The 22,599-nt window shown below is 59.5% G+C and carries 9 protein-coding genes; 5 read left to right on the forward strand and 4 right to left on the reverse strand.

All coding sequences use genetic code 11. The annotated features are described in order from the left end of the window. The first annotated feature begins 455 nt into the window (after nucleotides 1-455). The 5 genes from Q2M23_RS07735 to Q2M23_RS07755 all read left to right on the forward strand — a co-directional run bounded on the left by Q2M23_RS07735 (nucleotide 456) and on the right by Q2M23_RS07755 (nucleotide 9,034). Nucleotides 456-3,551 carry a S8 family serine peptidase gene (locus tag Q2M23_RS07735; protein WP_316395227.1) on the forward strand — a complete coding sequence of 1,032 codons (3,096 nt, stop codon included), beginning with the start codon at nucleotides 456-458 and terminating at the stop codon, nucleotides 3,549-3,551. Between the two features lie 678 nt (nucleotides 3,552-4,229). Then, nucleotides 4,230-4,547: a hypothetical protein gene (locus Q2M23_RS07740; protein ID WP_316395228.1), complete on the forward strand. Its 318-nt coding sequence runs from the start codon at nucleotides 4,230-4,232 to the stop codon at nucleotides 4,545-4,547. 400 nt (nucleotides 4,548-4,947) lie between these two features. Then, on the forward strand, nucleotides 4,948-5,970 hold the full coding sequence (locus Q2M23_RS07745) for a hypothetical protein (RefSeq protein ID WP_316395229.1): 1,023 nt from the start codon (nucleotides 4,948-4,950) through the stop codon (nucleotides 5,968-5,970). An 80-nt stretch (nucleotides 5,971-6,050) separates the two neighbouring features. Then, on the forward strand, nucleotides 6,051-8,060 hold the full coding sequence (locus Q2M23_RS07750; RefSeq protein ID WP_316395230.1) for a LodA/GoxA family CTQ-dependent oxidase: 2,010 nt from the start codon (nucleotides 6,051-6,053) through the stop codon (nucleotides 8,058-8,060). Between the two features lie 2 nt (nucleotides 8,061-8,062). Then, nucleotides 8,063-9,034 (forward strand): NAD(P)/FAD-dependent oxidoreductase, encoded by a 972-nt coding sequence (locus tag Q2M23_RS07755; protein ID WP_316395231.1) that lies wholly within the window; start codon nucleotides 8,063-8,065, stop codon nucleotides 9,032-9,034. A 429-nt stretch (nucleotides 9,035-9,463) separates the two neighbouring features. Here Q2M23_RS07755 and Q2M23_RS07760 read toward each other — a convergent pair whose 3' ends face one another. The 4 genes from Q2M23_RS07760 to Q2M23_RS07775 all read right to left on the reverse strand — a co-directional run bounded on the left by Q2M23_RS07760 (nucleotide 9,464) and on the right by Q2M23_RS07775 (nucleotide 22,557). Then, complete coding sequence (locus tag Q2M23_RS07760; RefSeq protein WP_316395232.1) at nucleotides 9,464-10,795, reverse strand: hypothetical protein; 1,332 nt, start codon at nucleotides 10,793-10,795, stop codon at nucleotides 9,464-9,466. Between the two features lie 111 nt (nucleotides 10,796-10,906). Next, nucleotides 10,907-11,656 (reverse strand): hypothetical protein, encoded by a 750-nt coding sequence (locus Q2M23_RS07765; protein WP_316395233.1) that lies wholly within the window; start codon nucleotides 11,654-11,656, stop codon nucleotides 10,907-10,909. Between the two features lie 337 nt (nucleotides 11,657-11,993). Then, entirely contained in the window at nucleotides 11,994-12,482 is a 489-nt protein-coding gene (locus tag Q2M23_RS07770) for a hypothetical protein (protein WP_316395234.1), read from the reverse strand. Between the two features lie 28 nt (nucleotides 12,483-12,510). After that, complete coding sequence (locus tag Q2M23_RS07775) at nucleotides 12,511-22,557, reverse strand: hypothetical protein (RefSeq protein ID WP_316395235.1); 10,047 nt, start codon at nucleotides 22,555-22,557, stop codon at nucleotides 12,511-12,513. Nucleotides 22,558-22,599: the final 42 nt, after the last annotated feature.

Genomic DNA, 22,599 nt, shown 5'->3' on the forward strand with positions numbered 1-22,599 from the left:
GGCCGAGTAGGAAAGGCTCGTAACCTGGACCTGCCCTGGTGCTCAGATCAGCTTGCCGAGTGGCTTCTGGCTTCGCAGGCAACGGCCGGCTCTTCGCTCCTGACCACCACAGAGTTTCTCGATCTCGGGCTGGCAGGCGCTGCGAACTGTCCCTCGTTGTGTGGTGTCCCCCGATCCTTTGCCGCGTTGATCCTGAGCGGGTACGCCTTGGTGCAACAAACCAGCCACGATTTTCCTTAGGCTTGCGGCGTTTCCCTGCGAAAAACGTCGACGATATTGATCGCCCCCAAATTGGTCGCATCGACCCCGATTTGTCCGGGATGGCACTCCCTCACGCCGTACTAAATCGCGCTGTGTCGCGGCCTTCCGCGTTGCTGCGGCCCTAACGGTGCAGTCCCGGACGCGTCCGCGCTTTTGACGCGTCCCAAGGCAAATCGAACACAAGGGGGTATCCGATGTCCGATAATCTCAGCAACTTCATCAAACGCGCCTTGTGGCTCGGCGGCGTTTCTATCTGTGCAGTGGCTCTGGCGCAGCAGGCATGTGCTCAACAGCTCTACCTAAGCGCCAACGGCACGACGACCAGCGATCTTGAGGTCGCAGCCAAGAGCTGGATGACGCCTGAATTCAACGGCGACTGGGGACTCAAGGCGATGAATGCCCAATATGCCTATGCCAATCGCATCACCGGTAAGGGTATCCAGATCGGCATCGTCGATTCAGGCATCCTCAGCTCCCATCCGAAATTCCAGAAACCCAGGATTCACGTTCTATCGAACCAGGGCCAATATGGGGCGGATGGGTATCGCTATGGCCCGACCGACGGCGCGTTCAAGCGGGGTGATTTCTATTCCGATACAGGCAGCTGGATCGATGGTGTGAATGACTCACACGGAACGCATGTCTCCGGAACGATCGCCGCATCGCGCGACGGTAAGGAAATGCACGGCGTGGCGTTTGACGGTGAGCTTCATGTGTCGAACACAGGCGGCACCGACAACATGATTTACGGCCCGAACGAGGACTACAATTATTTCAAGGGGGCCTACGGCAACCTGGTCACCGCCGGCGTCAGGGTCATCAACTCAAGCTGGGGCAACCCGCCTGATGAGGACGACTACAGTACCAGGCAGGGCGTGCTCAAAGGCTACATGGGCTATGTCGGGAAGAAGACCTGGCTCGATGCCGCTGCCGAGGCCGCACAACGGCGCGTCATCATGGTCTTCACGGCTGGCAATGCCGGGTTTGACAATCCGTCGGTGCGGGCGTCGTTGCCCTATTTTCGGCCGGAGCTTGAACACGAATGGATTGCAGTCACTGCAATAGATCGGGCAGAGAAGCAACAGTTCAACAAATGTGGCCTGGCCAAGTACTGGTGTCTTGCAGCTCCGGGCGTTGGTATCGACAGCACTGTGGTCAGTGCCGGCAAGCCGAGCTATGGCCGCAAGAGCGGTACCTCAATGGCGGCGCCGCACGTGACTGGCGCCCTCGCGCTGGTCATGCAGCGATATGCCTACATGACCAATGAGCAGGCACGCGACGTGCTGCTGACCACGGCGCGACAGCCCAAAGGCTATTCGGGCGTCAACGAGATCTATGGCTGGGGCATTCCCGATCTCAAGGCCGCGATGAATGGTCCGGGCCAATTATTGCGTCGCGAAAACTACAATCTTCCGACCGGTGTTACCGACATCTGGAGCAACAGCATTTCGGATGCGGCGCTGAGGCAGCGCAAGCGGGAAGAGGCGCAGGAGATCGTCGATCTGACCGGGGAAATTGCTGCTCGGGGCAGCGATCCCGCAGCCAAGGTGCTTCAAGTCCGTCTTGCAGCGCTCAAAGTCAAAACAGATGCGGAATACGCGGGGGCTCTGACCAAGTCGGGTGGAGGCACGTTGATCCTCAGGGGGATCAACTTTTATACCGGCCCGACTTCGGTCGACGGCGGTGCGCTGATCGTGAACGGCTCGATTGCTTCGTCTTCGATGACCACAGTCAACGTCGGCGGTCTGCTCGGCGGCACCGGCACTGTCGGCAACGTCACCATCAACGGCGGCACGCTGTCACCAGGTAACTCGATCGGCCTGCTCAGCGTGCAGGGCAACTTGGTATTCACAGCGGCGGCGAGCTATCTCGTGCAGATGTCGCCGACCAACGCCGACCGCACCAACGTGACTGGCACTGCAATGCTCGGCGGCGCCAGCGTACTGGCGGTCTGGTCGCCGGGCAGTTATGTGATGAAGAGATATAACATTCTCAATGCTGCCGGAGGCGTGAGCGGTACCTTTCATGGACCAGTCAACACCAACCTGCCGAAGAACTTCGCGGCGAATCTCAGCTACGATGCCAACGACACCTATCTGAACCTGGTGATGAATGTTGCCGGGTTGAGCCGGAATCAGCAGAGCGTATCCACCGCGCTGGTCAATTCGTTCAACCGCGTGGGCGGCATTCCGCTGGCGTTTGGCGCGTTGTCGCCACGAGGCCTGACGGTGGCCTCGGGCGAGGCGGCAACCGGGGTGCAGCAGGCCAGCTTCGATGCGATGAATCGCTTCACTGAGCTGTTGACCGATCCTGCCATCCCAGGCCGGACGGGGCCGCAAGGCGTGGCGATGGCGTCGGTTGCGCCGTCGTATGCCGAGGAGAGCGGTGCGGCGGGCGCCTATGCCGCGCTGATCACCAAGGCGCCGCCGCGCGTCGCCCCGTTCTACGAACCCCGCTGGAACGTGTGGGCGACGGGCTATGGCGGCGGCCAGACCACAGGCGGCAACGCGCTGACCGGATCGGCGGACACCACCGCGCAGATCTATGGCACGGCGGTGGGAGCGGACTATCATGTCTTGCAAGATACGGTGCTCGGCTTTGCGATGAGCGGTGCAGGTACGGGCTATGGTCTCGCCGGTGGGCTCGGCAGCGGCCGGTCGGACGCCTTCCAGGCTGGCGTCTATGGCCGGCATGGTCTCGGAGCGGCCTATCTCTCCGGCGCATTGGCCTATGGCTGGCAGGACGTGACCACCGACCGAACGGTGCTCGACACCCATCTGCGCGGGCACTTTGAGGCCAATGCGCTGTCCGGGCGGCTGGAAGGCGGCTACCGGTTCGCGACGTTGTGGCTGGGGGTGACGCCGTATGCGGCGGGGCAGTTCACCACGCTGTTCATGCCGAGCTATGCCGAACGCGTGTTGGCAGGAAGCGGACTGTTTGCACTGAGCTATACGGCGAAGGACATCACGGCCTCGCGTAGCGAACTTGGCCTGCGCGCCGACCGCAGCTTTTTGATCAACGACGGCACAGCGGCCATGACGCTGGGCGGCCGCGCCGCCTGGGCGCACAACTTCAACACCGACCGCAGCCTCCAGGCCGCTTTCGCAGCACTGCCGGCTTCCGGCTTCATCGTCAACGGCGCGGCGCAGGCGGCCGATGCGGGGCTCGTTTCGGTGGTCACCGAAGTGCGCTGGCCCAGCGGCTTCTCGCTCGCCGCCTCTTTCGAGAGCGAGTTCTCCAAAACGACCCGCAGCTATACAGGAAAGGGCACCGTCAAATACCAGTGGTGAGTGATGTTCGCTGCGCGCAGGCCGATCGCCCGGTTGGGACGGTGTGTCCCCTCGTGCTCTCTGCGTTGCCCAGCGAAGCGCAGGCGAAATTCCATTTTCGCGCGTGGCTGAAATGGTGGGTTTTGATTCGCGAGGTCGAAAATGCTTTATCTTTCAACGGGGATTGACTGGCACTGTCTCTCCCCCGCCCTGCTTCTCCATTGTGGGACAAGCAACGTTCTCAAAGGTGCACCGTCGCCGGTTCTGAGCAGCACCCTGTCTAATTTGGGAAGAAGCGCCACGATGTACAGGCTAGCCAATGCCCAATCTCTTATGAGAGATGGCGCGCCATCCAGAACAAAACTACGAACTCATATGTCATTGAAATACAGATATGAATTATTGATCTTCTTGGGAGGAGAAGGGCCCTCAGCATCCGAGGGAGCTTTTGCGTGCGCTCAAACGGGACATCGCCTAGCTTGAAAAGTTGATTGAAGAACGTCCATAAGCGCGAGCTTCAAAAGGCCTATCATAGTCCTCGTAAAGGTGACCTGGAGCTGTTGATGCTTCGGACCTTTGATGATCGTAACCGCGCGACCGGCTGGTTGGCATCCGCGCTGTAGGCGAATTGAATAGGGTCGTGCCGAAGCTTAACCCGGCGTCTTGATGGGGAGATCCCTTAGGCATCGGACCGTTCTCATGGTGTGGGTCAGAACGCATCCAGGCAAGACACCCTTAGGTCTCAACGCGATCGAAAATTCAAAGCAGGTCGAAGAATTCATCAGTAGCCTGGACCGGATTAGGCAGTTAGTCGAGCAACCCAACAACCCGGTTAGGGTCCATCTAACCACTCATCCATTTTCTAACGGCCTGACTGAGCTTCGCGAGAAAGTGCTGTCGCGCAGGCGAGACGAGCCGAACCCGCTCGTTGATCCGGAAGGACTGCTCGAACAACTAGCCAATCTGCGTCGTGGCGCCCTGGAGCGCCTTGAGATAGAGCGGAAAGCTGGGCGCTGAACCGAGCCACGGAATTTCGGTTTGCGGCCGAACCGCAGGGCCACGCCGAAGTAGGTCGGGGGCCTAGCGGATGCCTGACAAATCGATCATCATGAATCCGCTTTCACTGCAATCGTCACCGCGTCGTATTGTGTTGCAACCGGCGAACTGCTGCTCGTACGCCAAATCACCGCCGGTCGCCCGGCGCTCCCCTTCTGTTCCGTGCCGGGTGGTGCAGGCCGGCAATCGCCCGGAATAGGCCGACGGGAAAGTTGCAAAATTCTTGATCGCGCGCGGCTGGCGCCGCCGCCGCCATTGTACTAGCATCGAAAACAACCTTTGGATGTGGCCGTCCTATCGCAGGGCAACCGCTCCGCCATTGATTTGAATCGCACGAACCGTTTTCACTGGAGACTAGCCCATGAAGTCGTACCTGCGCCAAGCGAGCGGAGCGGCGACGGCCGCTGCATCGACCGTGCCCCCAAACAGCAACTTTGAGCCGATCGAGGACATCCGAGCCTCGTTTGTCGACAAGTTCCAGAAGGTGCGCATTGCGAAAGGTGAAAAGCCGGCGGAGCGGGCGGTCTTCCGCAAGCAGCATGGCGTGGCCAAGGGCAAGCTCAGCGTTGCGGATGGGTGCCCGGACAAGTTTCGCGTCGGCCTCTGGGCGCAGGGGCCGTTCGATGTCTGGATGCGCTGGTCCAGCGATGCGCCGCCGGATACGCCGGACCAGAAAAACAACACGCTCGGCTTCGCGCTGAAACTGTTCGGTGTCGCCGGGCCGACGCTTGCGACCGACAATCCGCTAGCATCGACCGCCGACCTGATCTTTCAGAACAGCGATGTCTTCTTCGTCGACAATGCCCGCGACATGGCGGCGATCTCATCCGACAAGGAGTCCGACGCTTTCAATGCGGTTCACGCACGCTCGCAGGCCATCCTGAACGAAATGGCCAAGGTTGAGAAAAGCCTCGCCACGGCGCGCTGGTCGAGTACGCTGCCCTATGCGCTCGGCGACGCCATCGTGAAATACCGGTTGATTGCCGCGCCACCGCTTGCCGACGCCGATCCCGGCTCGTCACGGAACTACCTCGCCGACGACATCAAGCGCCGGCTTAAGTCCGGTGCGATTTCGTTCGCCATCGAAGCCCAACTATTCGTGGACGACAGCGTCACCCCGCTCGACCGGGCCACCGAACGCTGGGACGAGAAGATCGCGCCTTTCGTGAGCGTCGCGCGTCTGGATATTCCGGCCCAGGACATCGACGCGGCCGGCCAGGCGGCTTACGGCGAGGGCCTCGCATTCTCGTCGTGGCGGACCTTGTATGAGAACAGGCCGCTCGGCTCGATCGCCGATGCGAGGCGGATCGCCTATCCGGCTTCGGCCGCGGTACGCCGCAGCCTGAACGGACAGTCCATGCAGGAGCCGGACAAACCGCGTTGAGCGGCGCATCCCGCGGGGCCGCCGCGTCATATTCGTTACGATGATTTTCGGTCAACAATCGATTTTTGAAAGGTGCAGGGATGATTGACCCAAAAGCGATCAGCGAATTGAAGGTCTATCCTCCGATCGGAGTAGCCCGCGTCGGCAACGCCGACGGCCCGCACGAATACGTCATCGGGCCCGAGGTGATCGGTGGCTCGCCGACTTTGCCGGGCGGCGGCGAGCAGCCCGCGCGTTATGTCGGAGACTTCCGGAACGCCAAGGGACAGATCAAGCGGCAGGCTGCTCGCTTTCGCGTCTACGCGCACATGCGCGACGGCAGTGTGCAGGAAGTGACGGCAGCTGCGGCCACCATCGAGTGGCACGTCTCGGTCGCCAATCTCAAGGCCGGTTGGTACGAGTTCAACCAAGCGATGGACCTGGGGCAGATCAGCCAGAACGCGCTACTTCGCAATCGCGATATCGTGGGCCCAGAGGACCGCTGGCGCCTCGATATCATCCCCACGGCGCGGAGCATTTCCGGCCAGAACGCGGCCTCCCTTCCGTTCGGCGACGGCAGGTTTTTTGGCAAACAGGTCTATCTCGGCGAACTTCGCACAGATGCCGAGGGACGCTTGCTTTTCCTAGGCGGCAGGGGAAATGCGGATGCGTTCCGCGGCAACATGCAGCCGGTTACATTCGCCAACAATTCTGGATGGCACGACGATCTCTGCGACGGGCCGGTGCGGGCGAGAGTCACGTTTGAGGGCCATGATCCGATCGACGCTGAGCCTGGCTATGTTACCGTGACCCCGCCGAACTATGCGCCCGGTTTGTTCGGGCTCGTGACGATGGACGATGTCGTCAGGGAGGTCTTCTACGACCAGAAGTGGCTGCAGCCACCCAGTTCGACGTCATTTGGGGATGACGTACTGCCGCTGTTTCAGCGGCTGACTGGTATGCAATGGGTCAACCATGGTCTCTTCATAGTTCACGGCTTCGGCTCTTCGCTGGACGCAAATGATCCCAGGGTCGCTGCCAAGCTGAATGACAATACGGCTCCCAACGCCGCGTGGCGAAAGCGGGTTCTAGAACTGTTTCGCGATCCCGGCGCGGGCGGTACCGTGATCAAGGATCAGGTGCCCCAGACCTATGGCGACGGGGTCGACGTGCTGTTCGACGACACCCAGCCACAGGTTCCTAGTGCCCTCCTAGCAGTCACGCGTACGCAATATGCACATCTTACCCGATGGGCCAGCGGCAACTTTACACCAGGTGCATCGGTTTCCGCGCCGGTCGTGTTATTCTCCAAACTGACGGCAGTAGAGCAGGTCGAACATCTCGAACGCGCGCCGTTGCACGATTGCTTGGGCGGACCATTCCATCCCGCGATGGAAATGACATGGGTGATGCGGATTCCGCTGCTCTGGAAGTCGAAATACCGCCTCAAAGTTCTCCCGGGCGATGACCCGGCGAAGCAGGATTTCGGCGATACGCTGACGCCTTCGGTCTGCACCGGCGCCAAGGGACCATACGATGGGGCGGCTGCAGGATGCCTGACTCGCTTCCTTGGCGTGCCCTGGCAAACCGATCACACCTCCTGCAACTCGGCCGCCGACTACTTTCCTTCAACCTTCCTGTCGATGCCGACATTCTGGGGGCCGCGCGCGCCGGATCAGGTGCTGGCGGACGGCAATTTCCTGAGGGCAGCCGCGCTCGCTGAAAAAGTCGAATCGCAAGCCCAACAACAGATCTTAAAGCATCTCATGAACAGAGTTGACTGGTTGCGCGACATAAGGGGCAACGACTCCTACGACCGTCTGTCGCTGATGATCAAGGAGTGGTCCGAACTGGGCATGGTGCTGCCGGTGGAGGGCGCCCCGGCGTCTCTGCCGGTCCAAGAACTTCGCGTCGAGCAAGGCCGCCACCACAAGGGTGTACCGATCGACGACACTGGCGATCCGAAGTACCATCTGACGGCAAAGGTCGAGGATTTGTTCGACGGCAAGCCGGCTTCGGCTGCGTTGACGAGCCCAGCGGTGAACAGGTCGCGGCCGGCCACGACGATCCAACCGCCACCGAAGCGAAGGTATCGTCAGGGCGAGATCTGACCTTGCCGCAGCTGCGTGCGGAATTTCTTGTGGCGGGCGCCGGACCAAGCGGTCTGACGATCGCGCGGCTGTTGGCGTTGAAAGGCCGCGGCGTCGTCGTAGTTGATCCCGGCCCGTCGGCAGCCGGACGACTGGAACTGCTCGCGCCTGCTGCGCTCGGCACCGTCGATGCGCTGGGATTGTCGTCCCTGCTGTCCAATCCCGCTATCGCGCGGCCCTGCCTCGGCATTCGCAGGTGGTGGGATTCGGGCCAACCTGAGCACGAGGACTTCCTCCGGCATCCACGTCGCACCGGTCATGTGGTCGATCGGGCAAGCTTCGACCGCAGCCTGCGGGACGCGGCCGCTGCCGCCGGGGTCGTGTTTGTCGAGGCGCGCGTGACGGGACTGGTGGAGGGCGGCGTTCGCCTCGCAATTGGCCGAGGCGTCTCCGAAACGCTTGCCTTCGGCGGCACACTCATTGATGCCACCGGCCGTGTTGCGATGGTGGCGCGGCGCAAGGGAGCCCGTATCGCAATACGCGATCGCAGAGTGGCGGAGTTGATCGAGGAAAGCGCGCTTCATTCGGACAGCGTCGCGCCGGTATGGCTCGATGTCCGGAAGCATGATGAAACCAGTTGGTCCTACCGGATCGAAGGCCCCGTCGGTAAGGTGCAGATCTGGCGCATTCGCAAGCCAGGAACGGCAACGGCGCCCGATGCCCTCAGGCGCGTCGATTCCTCCGCGAGCATCTTGACCGAAATGGCCGGCGAAAGCTGGCTGGCGGTCGGCGACGCCGCCTGCGCCTTCGATCCGATTGCCTCACAGGGCCTGTTCAATGCCCTTTCGTCCGCACTTGTCTCGGCGGGCGCGCTCCAAGTGAGTGGCCGGCTGACCTGCGACGCGGCGCGCGCTTATAGCGGCGCCGTAGCGGCCGCGTTCCTGTTCTCGGAAGCGGGCCGGTCGCAGGTCTATCGCGGCCGGGGCACGACATGATGCGGTCGCCTCCACGAGCGGAGGATAGGCTCCGGGCGCGGCGCAAGGCGCACGCAGCGCTGAAGTCGCTATTGACGATTTCGCCGTTACGCCTCTAGGACTGAAACTGCGGTGAGCCGCAGGTGCGGCTAGGTCCGCCTCCTGACAACCTTTGCCAAGTCATCCGGATTCTCCTGAAGCCACGAAAAGTCAGCGAGCCGTCAACCGAGTGCTGAAGTGCCCATTTCAGTTGGTGAGTCGATGATGAGTCTCGGATTGGAAGTACCTCGACAGGATGCATAAGCTACCGAAATCACTTACGAATCGGTGCGATTCGAACGCGTGACCTTTCCGTTAGGAGGGTAAGGCTACGTTGCGGAGTTGATCGGTCAAACGTACTCGCGATCAATTCGCATGGTGTCGTACGAACTCGCGCCCTGATCCGCTGCGCTACACCGGTCGGAAGGCCCCACTGGCCTGGCTGGCGGTGGTGTCATCGCTCTCGCTTTCTGGCACGAGGCCGGCTTTGGTAGCCCATTCCAGCGCGCTTATTGATTTCGCCAGTTCATTTTCGTCGTCGATCGACCAAAAGCGAAGTTGGATGGTGGACGGGAAGCTATAGTAGCCACCCGAATCTATGCCGTTGCGGTCATTCGGTGGTTCGACAAAGCCAAGCTTCGCCGATCTTGCCGACAGATCAAGAAACGCGGGGCTTGTGAGAGCATCGATTTGCTGAATGCGCCGTCGTATCCAAACCGAGATGCTCTGAGCACAGTTCGAATCTTCTGCGATAGCGGTCTCCAGGTGAGCAAGCACCACGGAGAGTTTTGATCTCTCAAGCAACTGCTCGTGGATAGCATCGACAAATTCTAGGCGACGTTTTTCGCGCGCACTGAAGGCTTCTTCGCGCGCGCGCCGGACTTCCGCTTCCCGGTATTGGCGCTGGCGCTCTTCGTCGGCGCGCCGGCGTTCCCTGAGATGCGCGGCATGTTCAGCCAAGCCTGCGATAATCTCTGGTAGCATGGTTTCAACTAGTTTCGTCTTGCTGTCAGAATATGTGCGGCGGAGCCCTGAGTAGTAATTGCCGTGAATGACTACGGACAGCCGTCCGGACGGCGCATAGTCGTATTGTGGCCAGGCTGCCCTCGAGAAGCCCCAGCGAAGATTGTCGTCCTTGCGCTTCAACTCAGCCGTGGTGGGCTCATGTGGTGTTTTCCGGGGCCGCTCTTCGATGCCAAAAGCGATTGCCTGGTCTTCCGTCGCAAGATCGAGACCGCTGTCGCTGATCTTTGGACGGTAGCCCTCGGTTTCTGCAAGGGTAAAAAGTCGGGTCAGGAGTTGAAGGGCCCTGTCTATTGAGTTCGGCGCGACTTTGAGAGGGACAATGCCGCGTCCCTGACTGCTCTTGAAGCCCTGCACGTCGGGACGACCCTTGGAAATTGCCCGACGCGTCGCGCCAAGGATTGAAGGCTCTGTAGCATCGGACTCGGTAGAAGCTGTTGCCGCGGCGGTTAGCGGCAGGTTCATTGACGCGAGCCGCTCCCGGACTTCCGTCCCCGCCTTTCTCACTTCTTCCGACATGCGCTCCGATGTGCCGCCGTTGATGTGCACCCGGTCCAGTTTTGTGTCAGTCAGCCTGGGCAGCAGCGGCCTCTTGCGGACCGGCTTGCCGTGCCCGAGCTTTGCCCAGTATCCCCGATCGGGAGTAGGGATCTTGTGGCGGTAGCAGGTCTTCTTGAGGGCTGTGCTGGTTACGCCATAATCGGCTGCGACCTTGGTCATCGGTCTTGCCCAAACTTGCTCGTAAAGTCCGTCACGTGAAACTGTATGCACGTCTTACCCTGTCGATGTTGAATCGGCGGCCTATCCTCTAAGCGACGCCATTTAACCATCCTATTGCGGCGCACTGACGGTGGCGACAGGTTGCTCCTGCACTATCTTCTTTCTTCTCAGCGCGACATAATCGCTCGTGGTCTTCGTCAGCTTGAGCGCCAGTCCGAACGCGAGGAAGAAGCTCCAGTAAAAAGACAAACTGTAGGCTGGTTGCAGGTCCGCTCTCTGGCGCTCGTATTGAAAGACATATGTCGATTTATCGGTGAGTTCCTTCGCGTCAGCGCACTCCTGTGCGGCCTCGATCCAGAAATGTTCGGAAGGGCTCATGCTGAACTTGAAAGTGGAGATGATCGATCGCTGCTCAGTAACGCTCATCTCTTCGCCGAACATCGCCTTGCAAAATAGAAGCGGCCCACGTCTCCAGTAAAAGTGCCTCAGGTCATCATAGGGAGGAATCTTCTCTTCGGAACGCTTGAGGCGGCTGATGCTGGCTAGCCCACTTGAGTCGATTGATGGGTGTTCTTTCAGAAGCGCAGCCTTCACTTCCGGCGTGAGATCGCCCAGAATTACCTTGCCTGTCTCGACGACATTATCCCACATTTTTTCGATTTGAGATTTGTACAAATCGGCCTGGATCGCGTCGGTCTTGTCCTTGATCTGAATGTTAGCAAGGAACAACGCGACAAAAGAGAGTACGCACCAAATGTATTCGACCCAGATCCAGATCGACGTAGGCGACCCGAAGTGGGCCCGCAGGAGTAGATGCAGGAGGAGCAGGGAAGCGGCGGTGAAGACGACCAGATAAATCAAGAAGTACATAATTCCCCCCGCTTGGGCAAAGAGTAATGCAGATCGCCGCGAGTGTGCGGAGCCGGGTTAGAAATCTCAATTCAACGGGTCATCAGGGCGGTTTCAACGTTTCAAAGACCCGGCCAGTATTTAAAACGAGGCCGTTTTCGCCTCAACTCCACCCTATTTTGGTAGGCAATTCCTATCCTTAGGGGCCGCGGCCTGCGGGCAGTCAAGGTGCCGGATGGCTGGTTACTTCGAGGCGGCCGCTGCTACGGTTCGTCTTGCCGTTTTGGGCCTCTCGGCGCGGCAATCCAGCGCCCCCTCGCCAGCGCGTGTCGCGGCGAATGCCCTTGGGCTAGGAACGTCTTGCCCGGCTTGCTTTCCTGTTTGGTGGCGCGCCGGCCCGCTTGGTAGGTTGCTTCTGGCGCTTTACTGTCGTTGCAGAGTTTGTTTCTCGCGCCTTAACCTTGAGGACGGTTGGAAGGTTGCCTTTCGTCGTGCTTTTCCACTTTTTCCAAAATGATCGAGCGGCGCCAGCGGCCAGGACCAAACATCCAAATAGCTCTGGTGCATTCGCATTTGGGTGAATTCCAAAACCGTCCCGGTTGAACTGGGCGTGAGGTTCGACCGGAATGAAGAAGCAGATTCTTTTGTTGCCGTCCTTCGCGCAGTATTCGTCCGCCGGATTCTCGACCACCCCATCAATCTCTATGTCGTAATCTCCGACCGGGATTGTTCCTGCTCCGTCGGGACCGCTGCTGGCACTAAAACTTTCACTGCCCCAACGCAGCAGACCTTCCGATTTCGGTCCATCAAAGCGGGCAACATACTGAATCACGATCATAGTATTCTCCGTGTCTTGAATGCTGCGGTCAGGAGATCAAGACCTTGGATAGGGGCAGCACGACATCCTCGTATTTCATAATGGGTGCCCCGATCGCCGATGGCATTTCACTGAAGATCGTGATCCGGAAGCGAAGCTCTCCGAGATATTGCCGCTTACCGTCTTTCGCGCGAACCGGGACGTGGTTGTTTGCGAGCCAATCGGCCGTCGTGGACGATACAAGTCGCGTCATCTCATCGATGTCGGTCTTTGAGCGGACCGGGATTGCGGCAAGCTTTGCCACGGGGGTGCCGGCCGTGCGATTGCCCCGAATCTCCAGGAGCGGGCTGGAATCGGACTCTGTTCGTTCGAACATCATGGTTCGATACAGGATCTCAATATCCGTCAGCAGTCTCGTTGCATCCCCAAACAGCGCTTCAAAAGCGCGTGCAAGCAACTGTGGCAATGGCTTGGGTTGAAGCGCGGCTGCGATGTCGAACGTTTGGGTCCGATAAATGTGAGGGACCAGGGCCGAACCCGCCCGTATCCCGTCGAGGACGTAAATAAACTCCTCGCTGAACGTGACGTTGGAAAATACCTTGAAGCCTGACCAAGCGCTGACGCCTTGAAGGGCGTCGATGTTCGTGATAGTGAGCTTGTCTTTCCGTTGCGCCCCGAATTCAGCTGGATCATACGCCAGCCGTCCCCGCCGCCGTCGGCCGTTCGTGTCGTTGGCAGGATCGGCCGTGATCTTCAGGCGTTTTCCCTTTGCAGGCAGTTCCATCGTGAATCTGTCACTCCAGAAATCGGAATTCAGTGTTTTCGCGCGCACTAGCCCGCCTGCCAGGTCGGTCCCGAGACGTTCGGCGAACGATCCGAATTTTACAAAAGCGGAGACGGTGACCGCGACCTCGGGCAGCAATATCGACGGTTTGGCCGACACATCCATCAACGTATTCCAAACACCGCCATCGGTTCTCGCCACGAAATGCGCGATGTGCTCGCGGGCCGATCCAGCCTCGGCCTGGAAATGAGGATCGTCTCCAGGGGTCGAATTGTAGGCGACCGTGAGTTGAAGCCGCGTATTGATGTCTTCCGGCCACGTCCAATCCACGCCCAACCGCCACTGCCGCGCTTCGGCGATTCTGCCGTCGAAACCGCCGCCCGCCACTACGGGTGGACTGCTCGCCCTTTGCTGGATGATCGTCACCGGCTGCGGGAGTTTTCTCCTGATGACGGGAATTTCCATTGTCATCACATCTGGCTCGTCGTTCTCCGGTTTGATGAGTTCGAGCCATTGCGTACGCCGGCCTTCAACGGATTTTGCGTCGGTCGGATAGCGAATGCGCTGCACATGCGTGGCTTCGTATGAGAGGGTGGTCTCAAACCGTGCCGGGGCATCCTCCATCCCTGACGGATTGATGTCGAAAAATACCGAGAAAGCGGGGGTCGCCTTGGCCGCGGTCGCGTTGACCGCAAGCGGTGCCTGATCCGTCGAGAAGTCCGGCGGAGGTAAGGTGCCACGCTGACGAGACTTGCTCTTGGAGCCCTGTTTGCTGACCTTCAGGTAAACGTGAGGAGCCTGGGCCGGAGTGCTTTCCGGCGCATGGGCATCCCATGTGATCTTGTGACCGGCAAGCGCATCGATATCGAAGTAGGCGCCCAATCGGCGCTTGAGGCGCTCCTCGAAGTCGCGTGCGGCATCGGGTTTGAGATCTTTGAAGGCGGGTTTCTCGCCTTCATTGGCCGCCTCGATCCTGCCGGCGAGCTGCTCTGCAACGATCTCCTTGCACTGCAGAATTTTCTCCAGCGCATCTCTTACTGCAGGCAGATCCGACGGCGATAGGTCGCGAACTGCCCGCAGGAGCCGACCGGCGATTCTTGGCGACACGGCGCTGTCGATGCGCACAGCCATAGTTTTGCCTATCATGTCCATATCGGCATCGCGAACAGCCCAGGTCGTCGTGTTCGACGTATCGAAGACCGGAATATCGGAGAACGAGAAATTCACCGGCGTGTTGGCAAGGGGGAGCGGAGCAGCAAGGACTGGAGTTCCGATCTTCTTCGGTTGAGCCAATTCGGCCCGAACCAGCCAGATGACGTCGCGGTTGCCGCCGGGGCGTGCTGCGCGACCGCTCGCCGGCAGATAGGTGCCCTCCTGAGGCCAGAGCTTCGGGATTCGCAGCGCAAACGCGTCGCGAGATATCGTCTGCGCGGCCTTGCGCGAGGACCGCGCGGGCGCGGCGGCCGCAGCCAGGTAGGAGGCAGGGATATCGGTCTCTCGCTGCGAGACTCTGCTCGACTGCTGCTCGACATGGTCCTTGGATCGGCTGACGACGAGGCCCGCCGAAACCGGAATATAATTTCCGCTGGCCAGAGTCTTGGCAGCCAACGCAATGGACATTTCGCTCTTGAACAAGCTGATGTTGCCGGAACTGGCTATTTTCTCGAGCTCCGTTTTGACCCTCTTGAGGAAATTGCGAAGCACCATCAGGCTGGCGGCTCCGATGTCCATCGCTCCAGGCAAGTGAATCTCGTCCTGGTCGACCTCTTCGTTGTGCAACAGTGTGGTTTTGAGCTTCAACGCGACGCCGGAACGGAGCGGAGCGGGATCAGTATCCTTCCCGTCGCGAACTGTTGGCGTAAACAGTTGAACGCGGGCCGTTGCCAGGTCGCGAAGAATGGCACCGATGGTGTGGCCTCTGTCCTCGGTCTTCACGTTGTCGAGATTCAGTTCGTATTGCAGCGTGATTGCAACAGCTCGCTCGGACTCATCAGTGTCGTATCGAAGCGATACGCCGCGGACGTCCCAGAACGGCAGGATCGCGTCGGAATATTTCACGCCCTTGATCGGGTACTCGCCGGTGATACCGATCCGGTTGCCGTAAACGTCACGCAGGGAAAACTTGATCGTGCAATCCTTTCCGATCGCGCCATACGGGTCGGCAGGATCGCCATTGGCGGGATTCAAGAACTTGGCGAGCGGAATGGGCAGGTTATATCCGAGGTGCTTGTCGTCGACCGGCTCATCTCGGATCTTGTGCGTTGGGCCAACCGGCAGGACGGTGCGGAAACTGTCGGCGCTGAAATCGGTGCCCGTCACTTCGAAGTCGAGCATCGTGAATCGGGTCAGAATGTCGGCCTTGACGACGTCGATTCCCCTGAATCCGCTGGTGTCGATTGTCCGGATCAGTTGTCGAAGTTTCTGGCTCTGATCGGCCGGCGGCAAGGAGCTCCAGCCTTCGTCGGCGATGATTTTGTCTTTCAGCGTCTCAAATTTGCCGGCTTCCCGATGCCCGTCCTTGAAAGTCCAGGCCGCCGTCGCCGCCGGATCGTCCAGAAGGACCTTGAGCGGCAACAGACCGGGCAATATCGCGGAGCGCAGCAACTCGCCGGCCTCGATCGCCAGGGTTTCCTGCTCGAACAGTCCATCGAGCAGCAGGGCGTTCGCTGGCGCGTGTTGCGGATCCTTGCAGCGAATGATCATCAGGAGCCGCGGTATTTCCAGCGCTCCCTGCGGCCGACCGGCGGTCGGTTGCGGGGCTTTGAAAAGGTCCTTGATCTCCTGAGCATCCGACAACAGGAAGAAGCCGCCGCTGTTGACCACCGAAGCAAAGCGGATCAACTCGACGAATTTCTCCTTTTCATCCCGCAGCCAGGCCGAGTTCTCTCGGGCCGAGGCGAGCGCGTCATCGAGTAGTTTGGACCCTCCGTTCGCCGCATCGAGCCCCGGTTCGACCGAGAGATTTGCCCGCATGACGATTGGCTGGTTGGTGTCATTGATCGGTACGTGCCGCGTCAGATCGCCGTCCGCGGTCGTCGCGTACAGTTCGATGCTGTCCGCCTTCCAGTCGGCCGGCAATTGATCGAGCAGGCGCCGATCGTCCTCGACCGCTCCGACGACCTCATAGACGTCGCCGAGGAAGTCCGGGAATGGATCGGCTGCCGCCGCCTTGCCGGTCTTGTTGGGAACGACAATTTCCCTTTGGACCTGCTTGATCCGGATCGGAACCGCGATGATCCGCGTGGCGGGAACAGGATCCTGGGCGCCGGTAGTTGGATTGGTTGCAACGACCTTGAAGGTTTCGTTCTTGAAGTCTCCGTCCGATTCGACGAGGTCGGCGGGAAGCATCAGGCAGGTTTTCGTCGGCGGATTGCCGAGCCCCTGGCGGCTGAGCGGAGCATACTTGTTGGGGAGGGCGTTCCAGCCAGGCAATATGCTTGGGGTGAACTTCAGCGTATCAGGCTTGATGGCCTTGTGGGCCTCGATCTGGGCGTTGACGGCATCCGGATCAAGCTCGGCTACCGCCTTCGAACCGCTGATCGTATACCAGGTGCCGCCTGCGGCGGCACTGAGTTCTATCTGGTGTAACCCCGCTCCTATGTCGTGTTGCAGGCCGGCGCTGACAAAAATCGGCGCAGTGTCGTCCTTCTTCCGGTCGATCATCGATCGGGCGGCAGGCTCGATCGCATCCTTGGTTGCGCGTACTTTCGGGGGCAGGAGAAGCCGCAGGCCGTGCAGGAAGTAACGAGTGGCTGAGGCCGCCGCCGTCGCAGCGAGCCGAGGAGACTGCGAGTCCAGATCAACCAGTGCTTTGGGAGGCTTGGTCATTTGCGCAAGCAATTGCGTCAACCTGACCTTGGTGCCCGCTTGTTCGTACGGTTCGATCAAGGTCAACAATGCGGAGACGCCGGCGCGCAGCAGCAATTCGAAATGCTCTTCCAGCAGCACGGACAGATATGGCTGGGTAGTCGTTGCGACAGATTTCTTCTGCGGGTCGTTGCGCTCTTCCGCCTCGATGGCGAATTGTCTGAACAGTTTCTTCAGGCCGAGCAAGAAGTCGCCGTCAACCAGTGGCGCATGCGAAAGATCGAACTCATGCCGCTGTCCGCCGCTATCGACCGTGGACAGGATGATATCGGACGGCATCGGGAACAGCGCGCCGGGAAACTCGCCATCGGTTTGACGATTTTGCGGTCTCGTCGTTTGGATGTTGACGAGGAAATTGGCTTCCAGGAACTCCTTCAGTTGCGCGTAGGTCGGGCCGTGCCGGACCGTTTCGTCGGGATCGTGCATTTCGTCGCCGCCGATGAGCCGGCGCATCACGCTGACGATCGTACCCTTGTCGACGAGCGGATCGCCGATCGAAGGTGTATCTTGCAGCACCGAGTAGACGGCCCAGGACGTGAGCGCTACGACCAGTTCCTCCATCGGGGCGGCATTGCCGCTCTGGTTGGCGTTCGGGTCTCTGGTCTCGCCCCAGAGCAGGGGCACGAACGCAGGCCCGCGACTGACTACCGCTCCGGAATCGTCGAAGCCGTCATCGGCGAAAGTCAGGTCGGGATTGAAGACCAGCGGAAGTTCGCACTTGTTGGATGTGCCGCGCCACATCGAAGGCGTGAAGTCCGACAGCCATTTGATGGGTTCGAACGCCGCCACTTCTGGATTGCGTTCTTGGACAAAGGCATCTCGATGTCGCGATTCGAGAGCGAGGCTGTGTTCCTTGTAGATCTTGTCAAAGTCCGTACGTTGGTCTCCGAGCGTCCACGAATAGCTGATGGTGGTGCTGAACGACAGATGGATCTTGACCTCGAAAGTGCCCACCCACGTTTCGATTCGCGCGATGACCCACTCGAAGCCGATGCTGATGCCGACGGAAAATGTAAGCAGAACGTGGTCGTCGGTTCGCAGCGTGATCACCACCTCGACATAAAGGTCGGCCCAAACCCGCGCCCGGGTGATCCCGAAGTCCACCACGCCTTCCACATGGCCGTGGATGCCGACTGTTCCCCTGAGCGCGATAAAGCGACTGGCCGGGACGAGGTCGGCGGCTGCCTTTTTCAGCGCGCCTTTCTTCGTTTTCCGAAGCGTTGCCTGGGCGCCCTCGAGCATCGCATAGATTTCAATCTTGACCTCAGCCCTGAATATTCCGGCGTTCAGGGTTTTGCCGAGACCGAACGAACCTGAAAATCCGGCCTCGATGACCGGATTATACTCGTAGGTCAGGTCCACTGGCGTTGGAACGAGCCGCGAACCAAGACCGGAAATCTGCGCGTAGTACACGCCAGCCGAACCGGTGAAAGGGATGACTTCCGCGACGAAGGAACGAGAGAAATTGTGATTATACGGAAAGCCGAGATCGATTCTGAAGCCGCCGTCCGTATAGATATCGACGCCGATCGCGGGCAGAACGATCGTGACCGCGCCCACGTCGAAAGTGCGCCACGATGCCGGCGGGACGAATTCAATCGAATAGACGCCGAGATCTTCGCTCAGCTTTCTGTACAGCACGCCGAATTCAATGCCGAACTTTTCAAGGCCAACGTTGATGCCATACAGGTCAGGGTCGCGCGCTGCGAACTGAAACTGGATCAGGTCCGCAATGCTGGTATTGAGAAAAGCCGTCCATTCGTGCTCCGGGGCGTAGCGAAGGAGCTTTCCCTCCTTCACTTTATCGATGACTTTCTTCTGGAATGAATTTTCGTCGGCGGATTCGTTGCGTTTGGCAAAATCGCCGAATCCGTCCTCGATGTTCGCGATGAGCTGCTTTACGGTCCGGGCATTCTGGTCGAATACATCGATCCGCTGACCGCCACCGATCAGCTTGAGATCGATGATGGGACCACCGGAACCGCTTTCCTTCCGCATCAGCATGAACCACCCGACTTGGCCCGAATTCGCCGGGTCGGCAAAGATGAACAGGCTGAACTTCGAGTCGGGAATCTCCTTTCCGAAGATCACGAGCTTCGCGTCGTAGGCATAGATGACGTAAATGCCTTGGCCGGTATCGACATTGTCGATCCCGTAATATTGCGCTTTCAGGCGGAACAGATTGCCGATTCCGATGTCAAGATTCTCGCCGCCGCTGCCGTCGAACTTGAAGCCAAGCGTGAATATCGTCTTGCCGTCTCGCTCCATCCAGCCGAGCAGGAAGCGCAGCTGGAATTCCTTGAGCTTCGACCCGAGGCTGCCGAGCGTTCCCAGATTCAGATCGAATGTAAGACCATATTTGAAGATATCCAGCGTCGGGGTGTCCTGACCGAGCTTCCCGAAAGAAAGATAGCCGAGGTCGCCAAGGCCAAGCCCATCATCGGTCCACCACTCGAACTTCCGGAATTTGAACGGCAGGCGACTGAGCAGTGCTTTGCCTTCCCGCTGCAAATCGCCCAGCTCGATCGATAACCCTTCCGGGCGGAAGTAGAATTTTCCGCTCTTCGTGTGCCATCCGTCCCGCGAGGTGTCCGCGACGATATCGAACGCGAACTCGATTCCCATATCAGTAAAACTGAATTGCTTCGGCTTGCCGGTGTTTTGGTCGATCGGATCGATAAGCGTAATGCTGGCATTGGGAAAATTGGCGCCAAATGTGAGAAACCCGTCCACCGCGAAGCGGGTGACGATGTGCTTTGGCAACTTGTCGGCTGGCGATGAGGACCGGACCGACAGAGTGACGCGATCGCACTGTACGGTGCCGATGAACTTGCTTGCCGTGAGAGGGAAAGTATACGTTCCGTTCGCGACGAACTTGTATATGTCGATCGTGTTGCCTGACGCATCAATCCGGCTTTCGTGCGATCCGATGATCTTGACGGTCTGGCTGTTTTCGGCCAGGGCTTCGAAGAATCCAGCCGCCCGCAGCCACACTTCGGCAAAAAACGCGCTGACGTGGCTGTTCGAGAAGCCAACCACCATGCGTTTGACGGCCAAGGCGTAGAATTTATTGCCGATGGGATCGTTGTTCGTGCCGCCCGGCTGCGGGTTGGCTTGCGGGTCGTTGTAGTCGATGACCCCGAACAGCGGGCTCGATCCGATGGCCGGCGCGCCGGCATCGGATTGCAGGCGGTTGAGACGCAGCGCGATATGGTGCGCCAGAAAGAGCGAGGGGTTGATGCCGCCGAGCACGGCCTGAATCTGGTCGGGCAGGTGTCCGGGATCGACCGCGCAGTGAAGCACGATGACGCCCATCCATTCCACGTCATCGAGAATGGCACGAAGGTCGGCATAGGCCGCATTGAGCGCCTGGTACGCCTCCGGATCGATGGCGTCGCGCAACGCCAAATTGAGTTTCGGCGCCAGTAGATCGCGAACCTCCGCGGCGCCGAATTTCTTGGGGTCCTTGGGACAGACGGTTCCGCGGCCCACCCAGGAACTATCGGCGTCGACAAGGTCCAGTATCTTGCCGCGCGCGCCCTTGATGATCACGACCTGGCCTGGATGCTGCTTGTCCCACTTCGGGTCCTTTGGCAGTTCTATGTCGAATCCCCACCCAGCGATGTCCACCCGAGACTTCATCTCGCCCTGGTCCGGCGCCAGGCCTGTCATCACCATGAACAATTCGTCGCGCTCGAGCAGATCGGCGAGCGTGCTCGAAACGTTCGTGATCTCGAGAAGGCCGTCATCTTTGTCGCGGGCTTCGCGCGCCCTTGCGAGCACGAGACGTTCGACACTGGCGTCGGTTCGCTGCACGAGGAAATTCAGGGGCGTGAAGTGCGTTTGCGTGGCTGGAACAACAGCCCGGTCTTGTGCCGGATTCACCAGGCTTCTTCGGAAGGGGACTGCCACCCGCCTTTCGAAGTCTTCCAGCAATGCCCTGGGGGGAGCTGGCTCGAGAGCGAGGTACGGAATGACCGGCAACGCCAAACCGGTCGCCTCGCTCTTCTCGAAAACGCGAAGCGAGATCGGATCAAACGTTCCGCTCAGGGTGCCCGATTGCGCAGTGCCGAGCCTCGCATCCTTGACCGCCGCGTATTGCGCGAAATCGGGACTTTCGGATATGAGGCACGTGACGTCGTTGTCGTCCTTGTCGACGATCGCAATCCATGACGTGGTTTGTCCGAGCGCGTCACCGAACAGCAAAGGCTTGTCGTGGACGTTGGGGTCTATGACGCGCAATCGACGGTCATAAGAAGCGCCGCCGGTACGGAAGCGAATGCGGTCTGTCGCGCGCAGGGGCAGATACTCCCGGTCGGAAAGACCGGGCAACACCCCGAAATTCGTCCGACCAAGCAACGGGACAGGCGTCGTGCCGTTCTCGGCGTACTCTATGACGTCGAAGGTACCGTCCGGAATGATGCTGAAGTCGTAGTGAGCGGTTATGTTCTGGTCATCGTCGCCCCAGACGAACCACATCTCGTCCAGATCGGGATAATGATTGAGCCTGGTGCTCGTCGCATATGTCGCAAAGACAAATCGCGATGGGAACTTCCCCGCGTCGGTAGCGCTCAGCATAAGATCGACGCCATGGGTGTTGGCAAGAGCAGCATTGAAGAGCTGTGGCGCGGACGACCGCTTCGACTTTCTGCGAGCAGTTACCTGCGGAATCGTGAAACAGGATCGATCCGCCGTCTCGCGACTTGCCGGATCGATCGTCGCATTGAACAAGGCTTTGGCGGCGACCGGCTTGAGAAAGCTGAAGTCGAAGAAGTTGATGGCTTGTGTCGAAGCTGGATTGTCGGCGTAGGAATAGCGTAGCCCGAAGTTAAGCAATTCGAGCTGCTGTGAGGTCAATGAGAGGGCAAAGTTGAACGTCGAGGTCGTGTCGACTTGCCCGGTCTTGATCAAGGGAATCGACAAAGGACCGCTGAACGGGATCTTGTCATGATTCTGGCGATACAAATTAAATCCCGGGCCCGATGCCGGCCCCTGAATTTCCAAAAACGGCGCCGCGCCGAGCTTCAGATTGACGGGAGAATGCGGCCCGATACGAAGGAAGTAGGGCGGGCCGATCTTGAATGTGATCGCCCCGCTGGTTTGCCAGCCCCCCGACTTGGTGCGCTGGATACTGAAGTCAAAATCCGTCAGGCGCCGGATGCTGCCGTCGCGTTCGAATCTGAAGAAGCCCAGCCCTTTGGGATCATTGTACCTGCGTGCAATGTATCGAGAGAAACGATCAAGGACCTTGTCCACGTCGGTAGTCGGGAAGGCGACAGAATCGCCGCCCCAAAAGAGTAGCATTCCGTCTTCCAGCGCGTCGCTATTGAGCTCTCCTTCCTCGTCGTCCCATGCGAGCGTGTAGAAACCCCAGCGCGGTTCGCTGGGAGTTGGATACGGCAGATAAAAGCCGGTGCGATATCTGTGAAGCGGGATTCCAGCCATTCGAGCCCCCTCATTGGTCAAATTTATTCAACCGCGCCCCCG

Source organism: Bradyrhizobium sp. 33ap4, from assembly GCF_032654765.1.
Taxonomy (GTDB): domain Bacteria; phylum Pseudomonadota; class Alphaproteobacteria; order Rhizobiales; family Xanthobacteraceae; genus Bradyrhizobium; species Bradyrhizobium australafricanum.

Excerpts from the sequence above, each read along its gene's own strand:
- Q2M23_RS07735 (WP_316395227.1), top strand. The coding sequence starts at position 456 with ATGTCCGATAATCTCAGCAACTTCATCAAACGCGCCTTGTGGCTCGGC.
- Q2M23_RS07740 (WP_316395228.1), top strand. The coding sequence starts at position 4,230 with ATGGTGTGGGTCAGAACGCATCCAGGCAAGACACCCTTAGGTCTCAAC.
- Q2M23_RS07745 (WP_316395229.1), top strand. The coding sequence starts at position 4,948 with ATGAAGTCGTACCTGCGCCAAGCGAGCGGAGCGGCGACGGCCGCTGCA.
- Q2M23_RS07750 (WP_316395230.1), top strand. The coding sequence starts at position 6,051 with ATGATTGACCCAAAAGCGATCAGCGAATTGAAGGTCTATCCTCCGATC.
- Q2M23_RS07760 (WP_316395232.1), bottom strand. The coding sequence starts at position 10,795 with ATGACCAAGGTCGCAGCCGATTATGGCGTAACCAGCACAGCCCTCAAG.
- Q2M23_RS07770 (WP_316395234.1), bottom strand. The coding sequence starts at position 12,482 with ATGATCGTGATTCAGTATGTTGCCCGCTTTGATGGACCGAAATCGGAA.
- Q2M23_RS07775 (WP_316395235.1), bottom strand. The coding sequence starts at position 22,557 with ATGGCTGGAATCCCGCTTCACAGATATCGCACCGGCTTTTATCTGCCG.